Origin of the sequence: Adlercreutzia equolifaciens DSM 19450, from assembly GCF_000478885.1 — a bacterium.
GTDB classification, from domain to species: domain Bacteria; phylum Actinomycetota; class Coriobacteriia; order Coriobacteriales; family Eggerthellaceae; genus Adlercreutzia; species Adlercreutzia equolifaciens.
This window is the reverse complement of the sequence record NC_022567.1, coordinates 1,114,778-1,131,636: the sequence shown is the minus strand read 5'-3', so window position 1 is coordinate 1,131,636 and position 16,859 is coordinate 1,114,778. Positions and strand designations below refer to the sequence as shown.

Below are 16,859 nucleotides of genomic sequence, written 5' to 3'. Positions count from 1 at the left end.
CGGGCTTACACGCAAAGTTTCTATCTGCGGGTACCCATCAGCAACCTCGGAAGGCGCCGAACCAGGTGGAGAGCTTTCGCCCTCGCTTGATTGACAGCTTGCCTAGTATAGCGTTGCCGTCGCTCCCACGCAAGGGAAATTCTAGGAGTTTACATATATGAAGATCGTCCTCACGGTGTCGGCCAGGTTGTCGGAGGCGTTGGCCATGGAGTAGTCGTAAGAGAGCACCGCCGACCAGGCATGGGGCGCACCGTCGATGTCCACCTCGCCGTTGAAGGAACAGTACTCCTTGGTGCGGGTCGTGCCGTCGGTGTCGAAGGAGGTGTAGGACTCCGCGTCCTCGGGCAGCTCCACGGCGCCCTCGGGCACCGACACGCCGGCCTCGGCCAGGGTCTTCTCGATGATGTGCTCGGTGCGCACGGCATCGGCGAAGCTGAGGGAGCCGTAGCCGAGCGAGCTGGTGGACGTGGAATAGCCCGCCTGAATGATCTTGCCGTCGGCGTCGAGTCCCAAATACACCGTGGGCGTGCCCGTACGGCTGTCGGCCGGCTCGGCGGTGAGCGCGACGCGCACCTCGCTCTTGATGGGGTTGCCCTCCTCGTTCACCGCCCGGGGCTCGGCGGCCGTGGCGCCGTGCTGCAGGATGTCGATGGCCTCCTGCTGGGTGTGGCCCAGCAAGCTCACCAGGTCGGGCACCGTCGTCACCTTGGCGGCATCGGCGGAGTCCGTCGCGTCCTCGGAGGCGATGGCGGCGACCTCCTGCTCCGAGGAGAGCGCCTGCTGCACCGCACTGGAGGAGGCCTCCTTGTACAGCTGAACGCCGAAGTAGACCATGGCGGCCAGAATGAGCACGAGCAGGATGATGACCACGATAAGAATGCGGCGCATACGGCGCGACTTGCGCATGTACTCGGGCAGCTCCGCCTTCTTTCGGGTCTTCTCGTTCATCTCGCTCGCGTGCTTGGCATGACGCCCGCGCGAGGCGCCGTCGGCCTTCTTCGCGCCATGGGCGGCCTTACTCGCAGGCTTGGTTGGCGCCGCATCGGCCGTCACCACGCCGAGGGGCACGGCGTCGGGCACGGGCGATGCGTCCGCGGCATCGGCGCCGTCGGCATCCAGCGGACGACCGGCGTAGAAGTCCTCGAAGACCGCCTCATCGGGAAACGACTCGCCGGCGGGCAGGCCCTCGTCGTCGAGCGCTTCCCCATCGCCCAAGTCCACCTCTTCGAAGACGCCCTCCTCGTCGACGACGACATCCTCCTCGATGATGGAGCCGTCGCCCTCGCCCATGGGGGGCATGGCCGTGGTGAAGCCGTCCGCCGATACGGGGTGGAAGGCCTCCGTCAGGCCCATGGCGTTGCCGTCGTCGGCGCTGACATCGCGGTTGCGCTTGCTTCTTCTCACCATGTGCTCGCTGTTCCTCTCGCTTCTCGAAGGCTCACGGGGCTAGTGGGCCAGCAGATACCAGGCCGCAAAGGCGATGACGCCCAGCACGGCCACGACGATGATGGCCTTCTGGGTCGTGGACATTCGGGTCGATTCCAAGTCATCGAGGGTCGTCTCGCGAAAGGAGGCGGCGTCGGCCTTCTCGCGGGCCGTCGGGGTCGTCGGTGTCGTCTCGGAGGACGCCGGAACCTCGGCATTGCGCCCAGACGCCGACGAGACGTCTTCGGGGGCAGACTCCGGATCCTCTTCCCTCGCGTCGTCGACCTCCGCTGCAGGCGCCTCTTCGACGACCGCCTCTTCCACGGCGCCGGCCTGGATGACCACATCGTCCTCATCGGCCGTGACCGTGATATGGGAGAACTCCTGGGGATTCGCCATGGAAGCTTGCATCCTTTCTGCTTTGGGTCGCCCCATTATAGCCGATGAGGGCCGTCCCGCGCCGCTGCTGCACCAGTTCTGCATCCGGGCGGGGCGAAGGCGGCGCCCCCGCCCCGTCCCAAGATGCGCCCGAGCCGTGGGCGCTCGGCGCGCCTAGGCCAGAAGATCGACGACGTTGAAGTCCTCGCCGCTGGCGCGGATGACCTCGCCGTTGCCGAAGGCGCACACGCATCCCGCGCCGGCGATGGCGTCCACCGACGGGGCGAGGGCGCGCACGTCCTCCGTGCGGGCCGCGCGCACCTCCTCGCGCACCCGGGCCCGGTCCGCCAAGGTGGCTCCGGAGAAGTACAGGCCGTCCTGGCGGCGCAGAAGCTCGCGGGCCTTGGCCGGCGCGTCCAGCGAGGCCACCGTGGAGACCACGTAGCCGTCCATCTCAGACTCTGTGGGGCTAAAGACGCCGGCGAGCCAGTCGCCGGCGGTGCGGAAGCGCTCGACGGTCTCGTCGATGCGCGGATCGCGGTAGGAGTAGAAGCGGCTCGATCCCGACCGCGTCGTCTGGAAGCCGGCCCCGTAGGCGCCCCCCTTCACGCGCACCTCCGTCCACAGAAAATCGTAGGACAGGATGCGCGAGGCCAAAAGCCACGTACCGCCATAGGGCTCGCCGAGCAGACGGCGGTCCCAGCCGCAGGCGGTGTAGGTGACGTCGCTCGCCACGACGAAGGCCTCGTGCTTGTCCTCGGGGGCCGGCACCGTGAGCACCCGCGCGCCCGCCACGCCGCCGAAAGGCGCCGAGGCTTCCCGATAGGCGTCCAGAGCCTCCTCGCTGCCGCCGAAGGAAAGCGTGCAGCCGCTGTCGGTGAACAGGCGCGCCGCCAGGTCGGCCAGCTTCGCGGTAAGCTCGCCGGCCCGCTCGTCAAAGTGCGCGAGCAGCTCCTTCAAGAAGCGGTAGAAGCCGACGCCGGAGAGTGCCTCGCGCACCACCCCGGCCGGCAAGTAGTAGGAGGCGACCCGCGCCATGGCGGCGCTGTGGCCGGCCGAGGCGAAAGCCTGCTCCATGGCGATGCGCCGCTGGCCCAGGATGTCGCGGATGCGCTCGGTATCGGTGAAGTCGGTCTCGCGCAGCACCTCCTCGGCCAGACGGGCCGCCCAGGGAACTTCCTCGTCGAGGGCGGAGGAGCCCATGACGAACATCGGCCGCAGCCGTTCGCGATCCTCGGCGTTCTCGTGCACTTCCACGGCGAACCCGAGGTTGCCCAGATGGGCCTGGACCAGGGTATCCAGCTCGGCCGCCGTATGGCGGGCCGTGTCCAGCTTGCCGAGCACGCAGGCCAGCACCGTGGCGTAGGGCAGCTCGTCGAAGGCGAGGCCGTCCATGGCGAAGTAGCGGTAGGCGTAGGCGATGCCGCGACAGGGCAGATGATGGCGGATAAGGCGCCAGGGCCCGCACTCCCCCACCTCCCACATCGCCTCGGCGGGCGCCTCGCCGATATCGGCCCGGGAAAGCTGCGGAAGCTTCTCCAGGGCCTCTGGCGCGTCCGGCGCCTCCTGGGCCTCGCGCAGCGCGCGCACGGCCTCGCGGATGAACGCGGCCTCGTCCTCGGTGAGCTCGGCGGCCGCCTCGCGCTCGCCGGCCGCCTCGGCCTCCTCAGCGGCCTCGTCGCTTTCCGTGGGCACCACTTCGGCGCAGGCGCGGTGGTCGTTGTCAAGGAACAACTCGCGCAAAAGCGCCTCGAAGCACCCCTCCTCCACTTTCCCGCGCAGGCTGGCGAAGACGTCCTCGAAGCGCAGGTAGGCCGCCGGGTCGTCGTCGGCGTACAGCCATCCGGCCATGGCGGACATGGCCAGCACCACGCCGTCGGGGTAGCCGAAATTGCGCTCGCGCATGACGAACTCGGCATGGGAGAGGGCCGCCCGCACCAGCTCGCGGTCGAGCCCTCCCTCGGCAAGGCGCCGGGCCTCGGCTTCCACGATGGCGCGCAGCTTCTCGGCGGCACCGGGCCGGGCGCCCCGCAGGGACACCACGGCGAAGGGCTGGGCCACGGAATCGGCCACGTACCCGATGGCGTCGTCGGCGATGCCCGCGTCGAGCAGCGCCCGCTTCAGGGGCGACTCGTTGGCCCCCATGATGGCGTCCATCAAAATGTCGGCGGCCACGATGCGCTCGCGCTCGGCGGCGCGCCCAATGACGAAGCCCACGGCGGCGCAGGCGTTCTCCGGCGCGGTGGCCATGGGCACGACCACCGGCGCGGGGGCCACAGGAGCCTGCAGCCCAAGGGGGTTGATGTCCAGTGGCCCGCACTCTTTCGCGGCCAAGGGAGCCAGGTACCGCTCGTCCAGAAAGCCGAGGAAGCGGTCGGCATCCAGGTTGCCGTACAGGATGATGTAGGCGTTGTCGGGACGGTAGTGGCGCCGATGGTTCTCGAGGAATCCCTCGTAAGTGAGCGTCGGGATGGCTGCCGGCGTGCCGCCGGACTCGAAGCGGTAGGTCGTGTCCGGGAACAGCGCCGCCGAGAGTCCGTCGTAGAGCACGGAATCCGGCTCGGAGAGCGCGCCCTTCATCTCGTTGTACACCACGCCGTTCACCACAAGACGCGCGTCTTCCCCCTCCCCTTCCAGCTCGCGGTGCCATCCCTCCTGCTGGAAGATGACGGGGCGCCGGTAGATGTCGGGATGAAAGACCGCGTCCAGGTAGACGTCCATGAGGTTGACGAGATCCTGCTCGTTGGTGGACGCCACGGGGTACATGGTCTTGTCCGGGAAGGTCATGGCGTTTAAGAACGTCTGCATGGAGGTCTTCAGCAGATTGACAAAGGGCTCCTTCACCGGGAACTTCTCCGATCCGCACAGCACCGAGTGCTCCAGAATGTGGAACACACCGGTGTCGTCGGCGGCCGGAGTCTTGAAGGTGATGGAGAAGGCCTTGTTGGCGTCGTCGTTCTCGATGAACATGAGGCGGGCGCCGGAGGCGGTATGATGCATGAGGTGCACCGTGCCCTCCACCTCGCTCACCGGCTCGCTTTTCACGGCGGTAAAGCCGTGGGAGGCGGCCACCTGTTCCAAATCGGTCATGGTCTGTCTTCCTTTCGAAGCGTTCCTGCGAAGGGCCCCGCGACCGGCTCTGACGGCCCGGCGCGGAGCAACGGAGTGTTCGTGAGTATTCTACCCGTCCGCGCGTCGCCGTTTCCAACCAATATGGTGTCGTTATGATTTCTCCGCGACGGGGGAATTTTCGCTATAATCAGCCCCGAACTATCTAGACGAGACGAGACAGATACGGAGTATCCCATGCTCGAACTTAAGAACCTGGTGTTCGAGGTGCCGGCCGACGACGGGGGCACCAAGCGCATCATCGACAATCTCTCCCTGACCATCCCCGACGACCGTTTCACGGTCATCACCGGCCCCAACGGCGGCGGCAAGTCCACGCTCGCCAAGCTCATCATGGGCATCGAGGAGCCCACGAGCGGCCAGATCCTCTTCAACGGCGAGGACATCACGGACAAATCCATCACCGAGCGCGCCCGCCTCGGCATCGGCTACGGCTTCCAGCAGCCGGCCCGCTTCCGCGGCATGAAGGTGAAGAAGCTGCTCGATATCGCCGCCGGCAAGAAGCTGCCCATGCTCGCCTGCAACGAGTACCTCTCGAAGGTGGGCCTGTGCTCGGCGAGCTACCTCACCCGCGAGGTGGACAAGTCGCTGTCGGGCGGCGAGGTGAAGCGCATCGAGATCGCCACCATTTTAGCCCGCGACCCGAAGCTGGCCATCTACGACGAGCCCGAGGCCGGCATCGACCTGTGGAGCTTCGACCGCCTCACCGAGACGTTCCGCGACATCCACGAGGCCCGCGACGGGCGCTCCATCGTCATCATCTCGCACCAGGAGCGCATCATCTCGCTGGCCGACGAGATCGTGCTTCTGCGCGACGGCCAGGTGGCCGAGACGGGCACGCCGGCCGAGCTCATGCCGCGGCTCGGGTTCGCGGCCCGCAGCCTGGACGATCACGGCTGCCCGCTTTCCACCCCCACCGAGCTGCACCTAACCGAGATCCCCACTACTTGCTAGAGGAGCTATCATGACCGTTGATCTTTCCCCCATCGACGAGAACCTGCTCGCCGAGATCGCCAATATGCACGGCATGCCGAAGGGCGCCTTCAACGTGCGCAAGGACGGCGAGCTGGTCGAGCGCCATTCCTCGGCCTACATCGACATTTCCACCAAGACCGACAACCCCGGCATCGACATCCGCATCGCGGACGGCACCAAGGGCGAGACGGTGTACATCCCCGTCATCGTGACGAAGTCGGGCTTGAAGGACGTCGTGTACAACACCTTCTACGTGGGCGAGAACTGCGACATCACCATCATCGCCGGCTGCGGCATCCACAACGATTCCCACGACGCCTCCGAGCACGACGGCATCCACAGCTTCTACCTGGGGAAGAACAGCCGCGTGCGCTACGTGGAGAAGCACTACGGCGAGGGCGAGGGCACCGGCGAGCGCATCCTGAACCCCACCACCAACGTGTACATGGAGGAGGGCTCCTCCTGCGAGATGGAGATGGTGCAGCTGCGCGGCGTGACGAGCACGGTGCGCGACACGAACGCCGAGCTGGGCGCGAACGCCAAGCTCGTGCTCACCGAGAAGCTGCTCACCCACGGCAGCCAGACCGCCATTTCCAACATGAAAGTGGAATTGAAGGGCGAGGGCTCTTCCGTGCAGGTGATCTCCCGCTCGGTGGCCCAGGACGACTCTGTGCAGGTGTTCAACCCGCTCGTCATCGGTGAGTGCGCCTGCCGCGGACACGTGCAGTGCGACGCCATCATCATGGGCAACGCCAAGGTGAAGGCTATCCCCGGCATTGAGGCCGCCAGCGAGGACGCCATGCTCGTGCACGAGGCCGCCATCGGCAAGATCGCCGGCGACCAGATCGTGAAGCTCATGACGCTGGGCCTCACCGAGGAAGAGGCCGAAGCCGAGATCCTGGACGACTTCCTGAGCTAGGCTCCAGCTAAACTCGACAAGCCCGTAAAGCAAGCGGTCCGACGGAACTTGCCGTCGGACCGCTTTTGTGTTGAGAGGATGAGGCGGATCGTTATTCGGTCGCGTCCTCGTCGCCGGAACTGCCGGAGTCGCCTGCATCGCCGGAGTCCTCGCTGCCAGAGTCGTCGCCGCTGCCGGTATCGCTGGACTCATCGGAGCCGTCCGACGAGTCGCCGGAACCGGCGTCCTCGGAACCTGTGTCGCCCGAGTCACCGGAATCACTGGAGCCCGTGTCGCCCGAATCACCCGTGTCCTCGCTATCGGAACCCGTGACGGCGTCGGCGGCGGAGGCGGTCAGATCGCTGACGACGGTAAGATCGCCCAGGGCCACGGTGGTGCCGAGCCACTTGCGCTCGATGACGTTGATGGTGCCGTCGCTCACCAGGCGCGCGAGCACGTCGCCGGCGGCCGTCTGCAAATCGACGTTCTCGTTGGAGACGCCCATGCAATAGCCGGTCGGCGACATGAGCATGGCGACGATGGACACGTCGAGCCCCTGGCCATGGGCCGCGTACAGGCCGATGACGGCGTCGGCGGCCACGTACTGCACGCTTCCGGCCTCAAGTGCCTCGAAGGCCTCCTTCAGGCTGTCGGTGGGCGTGAGGTTGGACTCGCCGAACCCGTTGGAGACGGCCCAGGCGCTCTTCGAGGAGACCTGGGCAGCGAAGGTGGCACCGGAGTCCTGCGTGGGAATGCCCGCGTCGGGGCTCAGCGCGAACAGGGCGATGCCCGTGGGCAGGTAGGAGGCCGAGCGCCAGAAATCGCCGTCGCTCGCGGAGTCGTCGATGCCGAGCACCACGTCCACCGTGCCGTTGGCGAGCGCCCCGGCCGGATCGCTGCCCACATCCACCACCGACAGCTTCAGCCCCAGCTCGTCGGCGAGAGCCGCGGCGATGTCCACGTCGATGCCGATGATCTTGCCGCTGCCCATGCCGGCCAGAGGCGGGTTCTCGGTGTTGACGCCCACGCGCAGGGTGCCCTCCTCGCCGATGACCGGGGGCGCCACCTCGGCGGACTTCAGCTCCGGCTGGTAGGTGCCCGATCCAGTGCATCCGGCCAGGCCGAACAGGCCGACCGCGAGCAGCGCCGCAAAGGCAACCGCAACGAACGAACGCTTTCTCACATCATCCTCCGTCTAATTCAATCGGTACGTTGCCTCTTTCGACTGACCTAGTCTTTGACCCCACACTCGCGCACCGGGGCGTTCGCTTGCGCTAGTAGCCCTCTCGCCCGTCGCGGCGTCCGTGCCGCGAAAATGTCAGCGGGCGGTGCGACTTACCTCTAGGATACGCCATGCTCACGGCGGGCAATGCCCACGCGCTTACGTGGATCCTTTCGACCGCATCTGCCATGGACTTGGAAAGACGTCGCGCCTTTCCGCAACTACAGACCCGAAAGAAGCATCGCTAAGTGTAGCAGAAGTGGGCTTAGACGGGGCAAAGCCCCGCAGAACCTCCGAAGTGCGAAAGCCGTGCGGTTGGCGCGGGGCGCGGGATGGGACGCGAACGCGGTCGGCGCGGGGAGCGAAACGGGACATTCCCGCGTCATTGCCACGGTCGTGCGCGCGTAGACTGCCCCCATGAAGCCGATGAAAGGACAGATGGCGCTCTTCGATGAGCGAAAACCGGCGAAGAGCCGTCGGGAGGGCGCGGCCGCGAAACACGCCGCTCCCTCCCGCCGCCTGCGCGCGGACTGGCGCGCCGTACGCGATTTCGCCGCCGACATGGTGACCGAGACGCTCTACCCCACCCGCTGCGCGGTGTGCGATAAGCCCGGCGCGGTGCTGTGCGGCTCCTGCGCCGCGGCGCTCCCCTACATCGACGCGCTGACGGCCTGCCCGCGCTGCGGCGCGCCCTTCGGCGTCGTGCAGTGCTCGGAGTGCACGTCCGTGCTGATGGAGCCCTTCGGCTACAAGGAGCCGCCCTACGACGAGATGGCGAGCGCCCTCGTGCTTACCGAGGCCGTCCGCCGCATCGTAACGGTGTACAAGGACCAGAACGAGCGGGCCCTGGCACGGCCCATGGCCCAGATCATGGCCCGCTACCTGCCGCCCCGCTGGATGGGCGCAGCGCCGGTCGTCACCTTCGTGCCCGCCACGGCCGCCGCCCGGCGCCGGCGCGGCTTCGACCACGCCGAACATCTGGCCCGCGAGTTGTCGTTCATCGCCGGGCTGGACTTCGCCCCTCTGCTCGTGGCCGCCCGCAGTCGCGACCAGCGGAAGCTGGGGCGGACGGGGCGCATCGGCAACATGAGGCACTCGCTCACCGCGCTGGCCGGCGCCAGCATGCCCGGCGCCGTCATCGTCGTGGACGACGTGTGCACCACCGGCGCCACCCTGTTCGCCGCCACCGAGGCCCTGCGCGCCGCCGGCGCCAAGATCGTCCGGTGCCTCACGTTCGCGCGAACCTAGGGCACAGCCTTTCGCCCCGAGGATGCGCGAGACGCATCCTCGGGGCGGGGAGCTGGCCGACCCCGCCCGTTTCGCTACCTTAGGCAACGGGAGAAAGGCAGGCAAATGAACCTTTGCGATTGGGTTCGTTTTGCGGCTTGCTTGCTGAACCTGATGGCTCGAATCCGCGAGTACGCGGATTCGAGCCGAAAGGCAAGGCGGGCACGTCATGCAAGACGGCCCAAATAACAAACGGTTCAGGGGAGATTTCACTGGCCAGTGGCTCCCCTCGAGCCTGCCTTATATTCTAGCAAGCATCGCTAGAAAATGAAAGGAGCTATTTCGAGGAGAGACGGACGCCCTCGGCCTCGGAGAACTCGGCGACGTCCACCGAGATGGAATGGCGGATGGGCTTCCACGCCGCTTTTTTCACCAGAGCGATGAGCGCGATAGGAATGTAGGTGAGCATGAAGAAGGGGAAGGTAAACATGTAGCGGATCTTTTTCGCCGTGGTGGTGCGGATGGAGTCCCATTCCACGAAGGTGGTGAGCACGCCGAAGACGAACATGAACACGATGTAGTTGCACAGGCAGAACACGACCGAGGTCACCGAGCTCGCGATGGCCACACCCGTGGACATGACGCCCGTAGCCGCCAGCACGATGATGATGGTGTTGAACAGAATGGAGATGATGGAGAGCAGCATGCCCGGAGCGATGGTCATGAGCATGTCGTAGCAGGCGAAGCGGTAACCGCGCGGGTTGGTCAACGTGCCTTTCACCAGGCCGCCCGCATAATGGGCGAACACCTGGTAGAAGCCCTTGGCCCAGCGGAAGCGCTGGTTCCACGAATCGCGGAAGGTGATGGGCTGCTCGTCGTAGAGCACCGCCGTCGGGCAGTAGGAGATGCGCACGCCGTCGATGATGGAGGCGGCGGAAAACTCGATGTCCTCGGTGAGCAGGTGCCACTTCCAGCCGCCGGCGGCCTTCAGGATGTCGGCGGCGATGAAGAAGCCCGTGCCCGACACGGCACAGGAGGTGTTCAGCGTGAGGCGCGCCTGGTTCAAGAACTTCGCCTCGCGCAGGAACCACACGCCGTAGCCGGCCGAGATCCAGTTGCTGCCGAAGTTCTTGGAGTTGCGGTAGGAGGTGGAGGCCTTCGCACCGTTATCGAAGGTGGCGTTCATCTCGCGGAAGTAGTTCACATCGAGCACGTTGTCGGCGTCGAAGACGAAGAACGCCTCATAGTCGCGATCGGCGTACTGCTCCCAAATGGCCTTCAGGCCGTAATCGAGCGCATAGCCCTTCCCCACCAGCTTGTCGTTGCTGCGCGGGAACACGATGGCGCCGGCCTCGCGGGCCACGTCGGCCGTGTTGTCGGTGCAGTTGTCGGCGATGACGAAGATGTCGATGAGCTCGGCGGGATAGTTCTGCACCTTGATGGAGTGGATGAGGTCGGCGATGACCGTCTCCTCGTTGCGCGCCGCCACCATGACCGCATAGCGGTGGTTGGCGCGCGCCACCTTCTTCGGCGCCCGGCGCGTCAGCACCACGAGCACGTAGAAGAGCTGGTAGGTATAGCAAATAGTGAAGGTAAGAAACACGCAGAAATTGAAGATGTCGACGAAGGACAACGCCGACACTTGCGATGCTACGGTATCGAACACCTTGAGGCTCCTAGGACATGACATGCGCCCGCACGGTCAGTGGCGTGGGCGCGGCTGCACAAACGGCTGAAAGTATAGCCCTTTCGAGCCAAGTTGGCAGCGCCAGTTGGGTCACGACGGCCGAAATGGGGGCAATCGAGGCCAAAGTGTTCCTTTTCGCCGCATTTGCGCCACATCCCCTCCATACCTGTAAGGGAAGCGTAAGGTTTGGTGGAGGGGCGGGAAGCCGGGGTCGGCGGAGGGGCACGTGCTCAAGCAATGGCTCGCTCGGCGGAACAGCCCACTGGGCTGTTCCGTTCGCTGCGCAACCTGCGCGCGAGCCCCTCCGCCGTTCCCGGCCTCCCGCGTGCATCCCGTCAGCATTTCATTGCTTGCGCACGTGCCCCTCTGCCGACCCGCGGCCGGACAGTTTAGGAAGCTTCTAGAAATTCCAAGAGTTCATATAGGCGATCTGCTCCTCGGTGAGGGTGTCGATCTCGATGCCGAGCGTCTCCAGCTTCACGCGAGCCACGTCGTCGTCAATGGCGGCGGGCACGTCGTAGACCTTGTCCTCAAGCTCGGAGGCATGCTTGTAGAGGTACTCGGCGGCCAGGGCCTGGTTGGCGAAGCTCATGTCCATAACCGAGGCCGGGTGCCCCTCGGCGCAGGCGAGGTTCACAAGGCGCCCCTCGGCGAGCACGGTGATGGTGCGCCCGTCGGGCAGCGTGTACTCCTCCACCAGCGGCTTCAGCTCCTCCACCTTCACGGCGTTCGCGCGCAGCCATTTCATGTTGATCTCGGAGTCGAAATGGCCGGAGTTGCAGATGATGGCGCCGTCCTTCATGTTCTTGAAGGCCGGCTCGTCGATGACGTTGCAGTCGCCGGTGACGGTGACCCACACGTCGGCGAAGCGGGCGGCATCCTCGGCCTTCATCACGCGGTAGCCCTCCATGTGGGCCTCAAGCGCCTTCAGGGGGTCGACCTCGCAGACGATGACGTCCATGCCCATGCCCTTCGCGCGCTGGGCCAGACCGCTCCCGCAGTAGCCATAACCGGACACTACCATGGTGCGGCCGCACAGAAGGCGGTTCGTGGCGCGCACGATGCCGTCCAAGGTGGACTGGCCCGTGCCGTAGTGGTTGTCGAAGCAGTGCTTGGTGTTGGCGTCGTTGATGTTGAACACCGGGTAGCGTAGCGCGCCGTCCTTCGCCATGGCCATAAGGCGCACCACGCCGGTGGTGGTCTCCTCGGTGCCGCCGATCACGCCTTCCAGCTTCTCGGGGAACTTCGTGTGCAGGGCGGTGTCCAGATCGGCGCCGTCGTCCATGATGATCTGCGGGTTGGTGGCCACCACCTCGGCAATGTGGCGCCCATAGGTTTCCGCGTCCTCGCCGGCGATGGCATACACGCGCACGCCGTAGTCGCGCACGAGCGAGGCAGCGGTGTCGTCCTGGGTGGACAGCGGATTGGAGGCACAGAGCGTCACCTCCGCGCCCGAAGCCACGAGCGTGCGCATGAGGTTCGCCGTCTCGGTGGTCACGTGCATGCAGGCGCCGATGCGCACGCCCTCGAGCGGGCGCTCCTCGGCGAAGCGCTCGCGGATGCGGGCGAGCACCGGCATGTCGCGGTCGGCCCACAGAATGCGCTTCTGCCCCTCGTCGGCCAGGTTGATGTCCAAAATATCGCAGGCTTGGCTCACGGATTGCTTCCTTTCGTATAAGTTCGTCTCTCCGGGTCGGATGACGCCCGGGGAATGTGCACGGGCAACAGGGTAGCACAGCACCCGTGCCCGCACGGCGCTGTTTCGGGAACCTCCCCACAGGTTGGACAATCGGCGGCGCATCCTCGCCGAGACACGGCCGCTTCAGGTATCATGATCGCGCAGGATTCGCAGCGCGCCCGTGGCTTTTACGCCGGCGTGGCGCCTCTTCGAGAAAGGACTCCCCCATGATCGTCACCACCACCCCCACCGTGGAGGGCTACCGCATCACCGGCTATTACGGCATCGTGTTCGGCGAGGTCATCACAGGCATCAACTTTTTGAAGGACTTCGGCGCCGGCATCCGCAACCTCGTGGGCGGAAGATCCGCCGGCTACGAGGAGGAGCTGATGGTGGCCCGCACCCAGGCCTTGGAGGAACTGCAGCAGCGCGCCGCGGCCCTGGGCGCCCACGCCATCGTTGGAGTGGACATGGACTACGAGGTGCTCGGCCAGGGCAACATGCTCATGGTCACCGCCTCCGGCACCGCCGTCACCGTGGAAGCGGCGTAGCGGACTCACTTGGAAGCTTCGATGGACAGAAGGCGATAGGTCGCCTCGTCGCCGGGCACCGTGGCAGCGGGGCGATCGGGCGTGCTGCCCTCGTCGGGCGACAGCGGGCGCTCGATGCGGACGATCGGCTCGGAGAACCCCGCCTCCGCCAGCCAGCCGAGAAGCTCCTCGACGGTCGGCGCCGCCTGCACGGCGTTCGGAAGGGCGCGGGCCGCCTTGATGACGTCCGCGCGATTAGCATCCGCTGCGGAGTCGGTATCACCCGCGCGCCCTTCGCCGTTTGGCTCCGTCACGGGAACCTCAGCCAGCAGCACGCCGCCGGGCGCCAGAACGCGATAACACTCGCGCAGCGCCCGGGCCGGCGAGGCAAACAGCGGCAGCGAACTGTTCAAGTAGACGAAATCCGCCCAGCCTTCTTCAATGCCCGCTGCGACCAGATCTTCGGGGAATCCAACGCGGAATGCCATGTTGCACCGGGTAAAGCCGCTGCGCTCAAGGGCCCTGGGGACGCCCGCCCGGGCCGCTTCCACAAAAGCCTCGTTCCAGTCGACCCCGACGACGAAGCCGCCCTCGCCCACCTGCTCGCTCAACTTATAGGTGCCCTTCCCGCGCCGGCACCCCACGTTCACCACATGCGCGCCGACCAGCGACCACTCCGGCAGCTCCATATGGCAACGCGCCTCAAACCCGCCTTCGCAGGCAAGCCCGTCGTAATGCTGGCGCAACTCATCGCTTTTCACATCGGCACCTCGTCGGCCCTCTGGATCCCATTCCGACCCGCAGGATCCATGCAAATGCACAGATCTTGTGTGTCCACCTCTTCAGAATACGCGCAAATGCGCGAGTCTTGCGGAACGACTCGTGCATTTTCGCAATTATTGCCAAGCGGCGCGAAAACAGACTACTCCGCGGAGGGGGCGGGCTTTGTCTTGCCGCAGACGACTTTCACGCCGACGGGGAGCTCGCCTTCGGGAAGACCGCTTTCGGTCGGCTCGTCGCCATCAATGGTGGCATAAGGCCAGTCCATGATGCCGCCGAAGTCGTATATCTGACGATATCCCAGGGCCTCGAGCTTGAGCGCCGCCTCGGCGGAGCGCACGCCGGTGCGACAGTAGACGAACACGGGCGCTTCCTTGTCTGGGGCGGCTTCCGCGGCGGTCGTCTCGTCGATGGTGTCCAGGGTGAGCAGCCGCGCGTTCACGATATGCCGCTCGGCGTACTCCTCCGGCGTGCGCACATCCAGCACCACCACCTCGTTAGGCTGCTGGCAGAGGGCCACAAGGCGCGGGCGCGCCTCGGCGATGCGGCACCAGGCGTCGTAGTCGAGCGGCCCCGCACTGTTCACGGGAATCCATTCGACGCGCACCCCGCGACGCTGCGCGAGCATCTGCCACGGCACGATGTTCGCGTGACGGTTGTCCTCGGCCACGGCCACGACATCCCCGGGGCGCAGCCGGCGGTCGGCCCAGCCGAGGGCGGCCAGGTTCAGCGACTCCGTGGACCCATGGGTGAAGACGAACCGATCCGCGCCTTCCACGCCGAAGAAGCGGGCCAAACGCTCGCGGGTGCCCTCGTAAGCATCGGTCGCCTCCTCGGCCAGGGTATGGGCACCCCGATGGATGTTCGCTCAGCTCGTGCGCAAAAAACGTCGCGCAGGCGCTAGCGACCTAATCTGACACAAGCGAGGTGGCAGCGCTGTCCAGGTAGACGAGCGGATGCGTGCCGTCCCGCCCCACTCTCCGTTCCAAGATGGGATAGCAGCCCCGGTCGAGCGGGGTCTTTCTCGGGTCAGTCACGAGCCACCATCTCCTCTATGCGAGCGAGGTCGGCCGGCGTGTCGAAACCTTTGAACAGGCGGGAATCATCGAAGCACACATGGCGAGCAACCACCTCGCGTCGGGAGCGGAAGAGCGCCCGAACCTTCCCCGCATTCCCCAAAAGGGGTATCCCTGCCACACCCCTCCCTTCGGCCCTTCGTCAATTATGCGCCTTCGCCACAGCCCACCGGCCATATACCAGCCATCTCGGTCGGCCAAAGGGCCGAATTCCGCATGAGATCTCGAGTTGTATGTGTCTGAATTGCGGCCCGAGCTTCGACGTCCAAAGTAGGTTTAGAGAAACGCCAGCTGCTCGTCGGTCACGCCGTACATCTTCTCGTAGCCGGAGGCGTACTCCAGCTCCCCTCTCTCGTATCGAGCGCCCATGCCACTCCATTCTTCACCGATAGCCAACACGCCATCTATCTTAACGGGTGCCCGACAAATCAGGAGATACCTATCGCCAGCCACCTCAAGAGCACAGTTGCCAAGCGCTTCCCGTCTCAATCTCGCGGAGGACGGAGAAAGCGCCCGATGATCAACGCCGCGAGGGCCAGGAGGGCAAGGATCACGTAGGCGGCAAGGTAGCTCCCAGAGAGATCCCAGCTCGCGGCTGTCACAGCGGGGCCGACAAGCGAGGCGACGAGGATGTTGAGCGAGACGACGGCGTAATTCATAGGGTAACACTCCATGCCGAAAAACGATCCCGTCAGCGCGCTGCCCGCCGAGACCGACCCTCCGTAGGAGGCGCCCAGAAGCAGAAAGCCCCCGATGATGAAGGCAGGGCTCGCGAGCTCGTCGGCGACAATGCACAGCGCCATGGCGGCCATGAGCGCCATCGGGGCCGCCGCGAGCGCGACGCGGAAGCCGAAACGATCCCAAATCCATCCGGAAGCGAGTCTTCCCGCGCTGTTCGCTACGCCGATGAGCCCCATGGCGGCCGTGGCGAAGGCGAGCGCCCCCGCGCCGCCGCCGGATCGCTGCACCACCACGGCGGCCGCGGGCACGGCGTTGCTGATAAGCGCGAGCCCTCCCGCGCCCATCAGGACGATCCAGCAGAAGAACCCCCAGAACGACCCTGTGCGCAGCATCTGAGCCGTGGTCATACCCCGGCAGGCAGCGGGTGCCGCCGGTTCACTTTCCGAAGGCGCTCCTCCAGTCTCCCTCGAGCCGAGCGCCCCTTCCCTTTGCGGCCCCTCGCTTTGCGACGAAGGCGCCTTCAGCAGAAGCGCCCCCACGCCCAAAGCCAGGGCGAAGGCGATTCCGAGACAGGCGAAGGCCGCCCGCCAACCCAGCGCCTCGATCACCGACGTAACCGGCACGCCGAGCGCCAAGGAGCCGAGGCCGACACCGGCCAGCAGAACGCCCGATGCCAGACCGCGACGGTCGGGAAACCACAGAAGCACCGTGGAGAGCACGCAATTGGCACCCAAGCCCACCGCCAGACCGCAGCAAATCCCATAGGACACGGCGAACCAGCCGAGCGAATTCCCCGCCGCACTTGCCAGAAAGCCCGCGCCCGACAAAGCAGCGGCCAGAAGCAGCACGCAGCGCGGGGAGGTGCGGGGCAAGAGGATCCCGGAGGCAAGATGACCGGCGCACAGGCAGGCCATGGAGACGGTGAACACCAGAGAGGTCTCCGCGCGCGTCCAGCCGAACTGGGCCTCCAGGGGCTCCACGAACATCGACCAGGCGTACACGACGCCCAGAAGTAAGTTCAGCACGAACCCTGTGGCGCCGGCAACGAGCGATCGATTGGAAAAGCTTCTTCCTCTCACTGTCCTCCCCTCTTCCTTTTCCCCTCATCCCTCCCGCATTTCGCCTCGCGCAAAATCTCTCGGACGCCACGCAAAACAGGGGCCCGGAAGCAGG

The 16,859-nt window shown here is 65.9% G+C and carries 15 protein-coding genes; 4 read left to right on the top strand and 11 right to left on the bottom strand.

Features of this window, described 5'->3' with window-relative positions; translation table 11 throughout:
- Window positions 1-141 precede the first annotated feature (141 nt).
- From AEQU_RS04370 to AEQU_RS04350, 3 genes are all read right to left on the bottom strand, one after another.
- A complete protein-coding gene (locus AEQU_RS04370) occupies window positions 142-1,407 on the bottom strand; it encodes a hypothetical protein (RefSeq protein WP_022739720.1) in 1,266 nt (421 codons plus the stop codon).
- Window positions 1,408-1,446: 39 nt separating this feature from the next.
- The gene (locus tag AEQU_RS04355; protein WP_022739719.1) at window positions 1,447-1,824 is read right to left on the bottom strand and encodes a hypothetical protein; all 378 of its coding nucleotides are present in this window, start codon (window positions 1,822-1,824) and stop codon (window positions 1,447-1,449) included.
- 153 nt (window positions 1,825-1,977) lie between these two features.
- A complete protein-coding gene (locus AEQU_RS04350) occupies window positions 1,978-4,893 on the bottom strand; it encodes an insulinase family protein (protein WP_022739718.1) in 2,916 nt (971 codons plus the stop codon).
- 216 nt (window positions 4,894-5,109) lie between these two features.
- Between AEQU_RS04350 and AEQU_RS04345 the strand changes: the two genes are divergently transcribed.
- Both AEQU_RS04345 and AEQU_RS04340 read left to right on the top strand, forming a co-directional pair.
- Window positions 5,110-5,886, top strand: coding sequence for an ABC transporter ATP-binding protein (locus tag AEQU_RS04345; RefSeq protein ID WP_022739717.1), 777 nt, complete (start codon window positions 5,110-5,112; stop codon window positions 5,884-5,886).
- 10 nt (window positions 5,887-5,896) lie between these two features.
- The gene (locus tag AEQU_RS04340) at window positions 5,897-6,826 is read left to right on the top strand and encodes a SufB/SufD family protein (protein ID WP_022739716.1); all 930 of its coding nucleotides are present in this window, start codon (window positions 5,897-5,899) and stop codon (window positions 6,824-6,826) included.
- Between the two features lie 91 nt (window positions 6,827-6,917).
- Here the strand turns inward: AEQU_RS04340 and AEQU_RS04335 are convergent, their stop codons facing one another.
- The gene (locus tag AEQU_RS04335; protein ID WP_022739715.1) at window positions 6,918-7,988 is read right to left on the bottom strand and encodes a substrate-binding periplasmic protein; all 1,071 of its coding nucleotides are present in this window, start codon (window positions 7,986-7,988) and stop codon (window positions 6,918-6,920) included.
- A gap of 477 nt (window positions 7,989-8,465) precedes the next feature.
- Here AEQU_RS04335 and AEQU_RS04330 point away from each other — a divergent pair, with 477 nt between their 5' ends.
- Window positions 8,466-9,275 (top strand): ComF family protein, encoded by an 810-nt coding sequence (locus tag AEQU_RS04330; RefSeq protein ID WP_051353391.1) that lies wholly within the window; start codon window positions 8,466-8,468, stop codon window positions 9,273-9,275.
- Window positions 9,276-9,591: 316 nt separating this feature from the next.
- On the opposite strand, the gene AEQU_RS04325 is transcribed toward AEQU_RS04330, so the two are convergent.
- Window positions 9,592-10,920 (bottom strand): glycosyltransferase family 2 protein, encoded by a 1,329-nt coding sequence (locus tag AEQU_RS04325; protein WP_022739712.1) that lies wholly within the window; start codon window positions 10,918-10,920, stop codon window positions 9,592-9,594.
- A gap of 421 nt (window positions 10,921-11,341) precedes the next feature.
- A complete protein-coding gene (ahcY, locus tag AEQU_RS04320) occupies window positions 11,342-12,598 on the bottom strand; it encodes an adenosylhomocysteinase (RefSeq protein ID WP_022739711.1) in 1,257 nt (418 codons plus the stop codon).
- Between the two features lie 248 nt (window positions 12,599-12,846).
- Here ahcY and AEQU_RS04315 point away from each other — a divergent pair, with 248 nt between their 5' ends.
- Entirely contained in the window at window positions 12,847-13,170 is a 324-nt protein-coding gene (locus tag AEQU_RS04315) for a heavy metal-binding domain-containing protein (RefSeq protein ID WP_022739710.1), read from the top strand.
- 5 nt (window positions 13,171-13,175) lie between these two features.
- Here AEQU_RS04315 and AEQU_RS11840 read toward each other — a convergent pair whose 3' ends face one another.
- The 5 genes from AEQU_RS11840 to AEQU_RS04300 form a co-directional block, all read right to left on the bottom strand.
- On the bottom strand, window positions 13,176-13,910 hold the full coding sequence (locus AEQU_RS11840; RefSeq protein ID WP_022739709.1) for a class I SAM-dependent methyltransferase: 735 nt from the start codon (window positions 13,908-13,910) through the stop codon (window positions 13,176-13,178).
- Between the two features lie 161 nt (window positions 13,911-14,071).
- Entirely contained in the window at window positions 14,072-14,791 is a 720-nt protein-coding gene (locus AEQU_RS11835; protein ID WP_084280452.1) for an aminotransferase class V-fold PLP-dependent enzyme, read from the bottom strand.
- Between the two features lie 46 nt (window positions 14,792-14,837).
- Entirely contained in the window at window positions 14,838-14,966 is a 129-nt protein-coding gene (locus AEQU_RS13025; protein ID WP_280508301.1) for a hypothetical protein, read from the bottom strand.
- The gene (locus tag AEQU_RS12605) at window positions 14,959-15,126 is read right to left on the bottom strand and encodes a hypothetical protein (protein ID WP_022739707.1); all 168 of its coding nucleotides are present in this window, start codon (window positions 15,124-15,126) and stop codon (window positions 14,959-14,961) included. Before AEQU_RS12605 ends, AEQU_RS13025 begins: the two co-directional genes overlap by 8 nt.
- 364 nt (window positions 15,127-15,490) lie before the next feature.
- Entirely contained in the window at window positions 15,491-16,765 is a 1,275-nt protein-coding gene (locus tag AEQU_RS04300) for an MFS transporter (RefSeq protein ID WP_022739706.1), read from the bottom strand.
- Window positions 16,766-16,859: the final 94 nt, after the last annotated feature.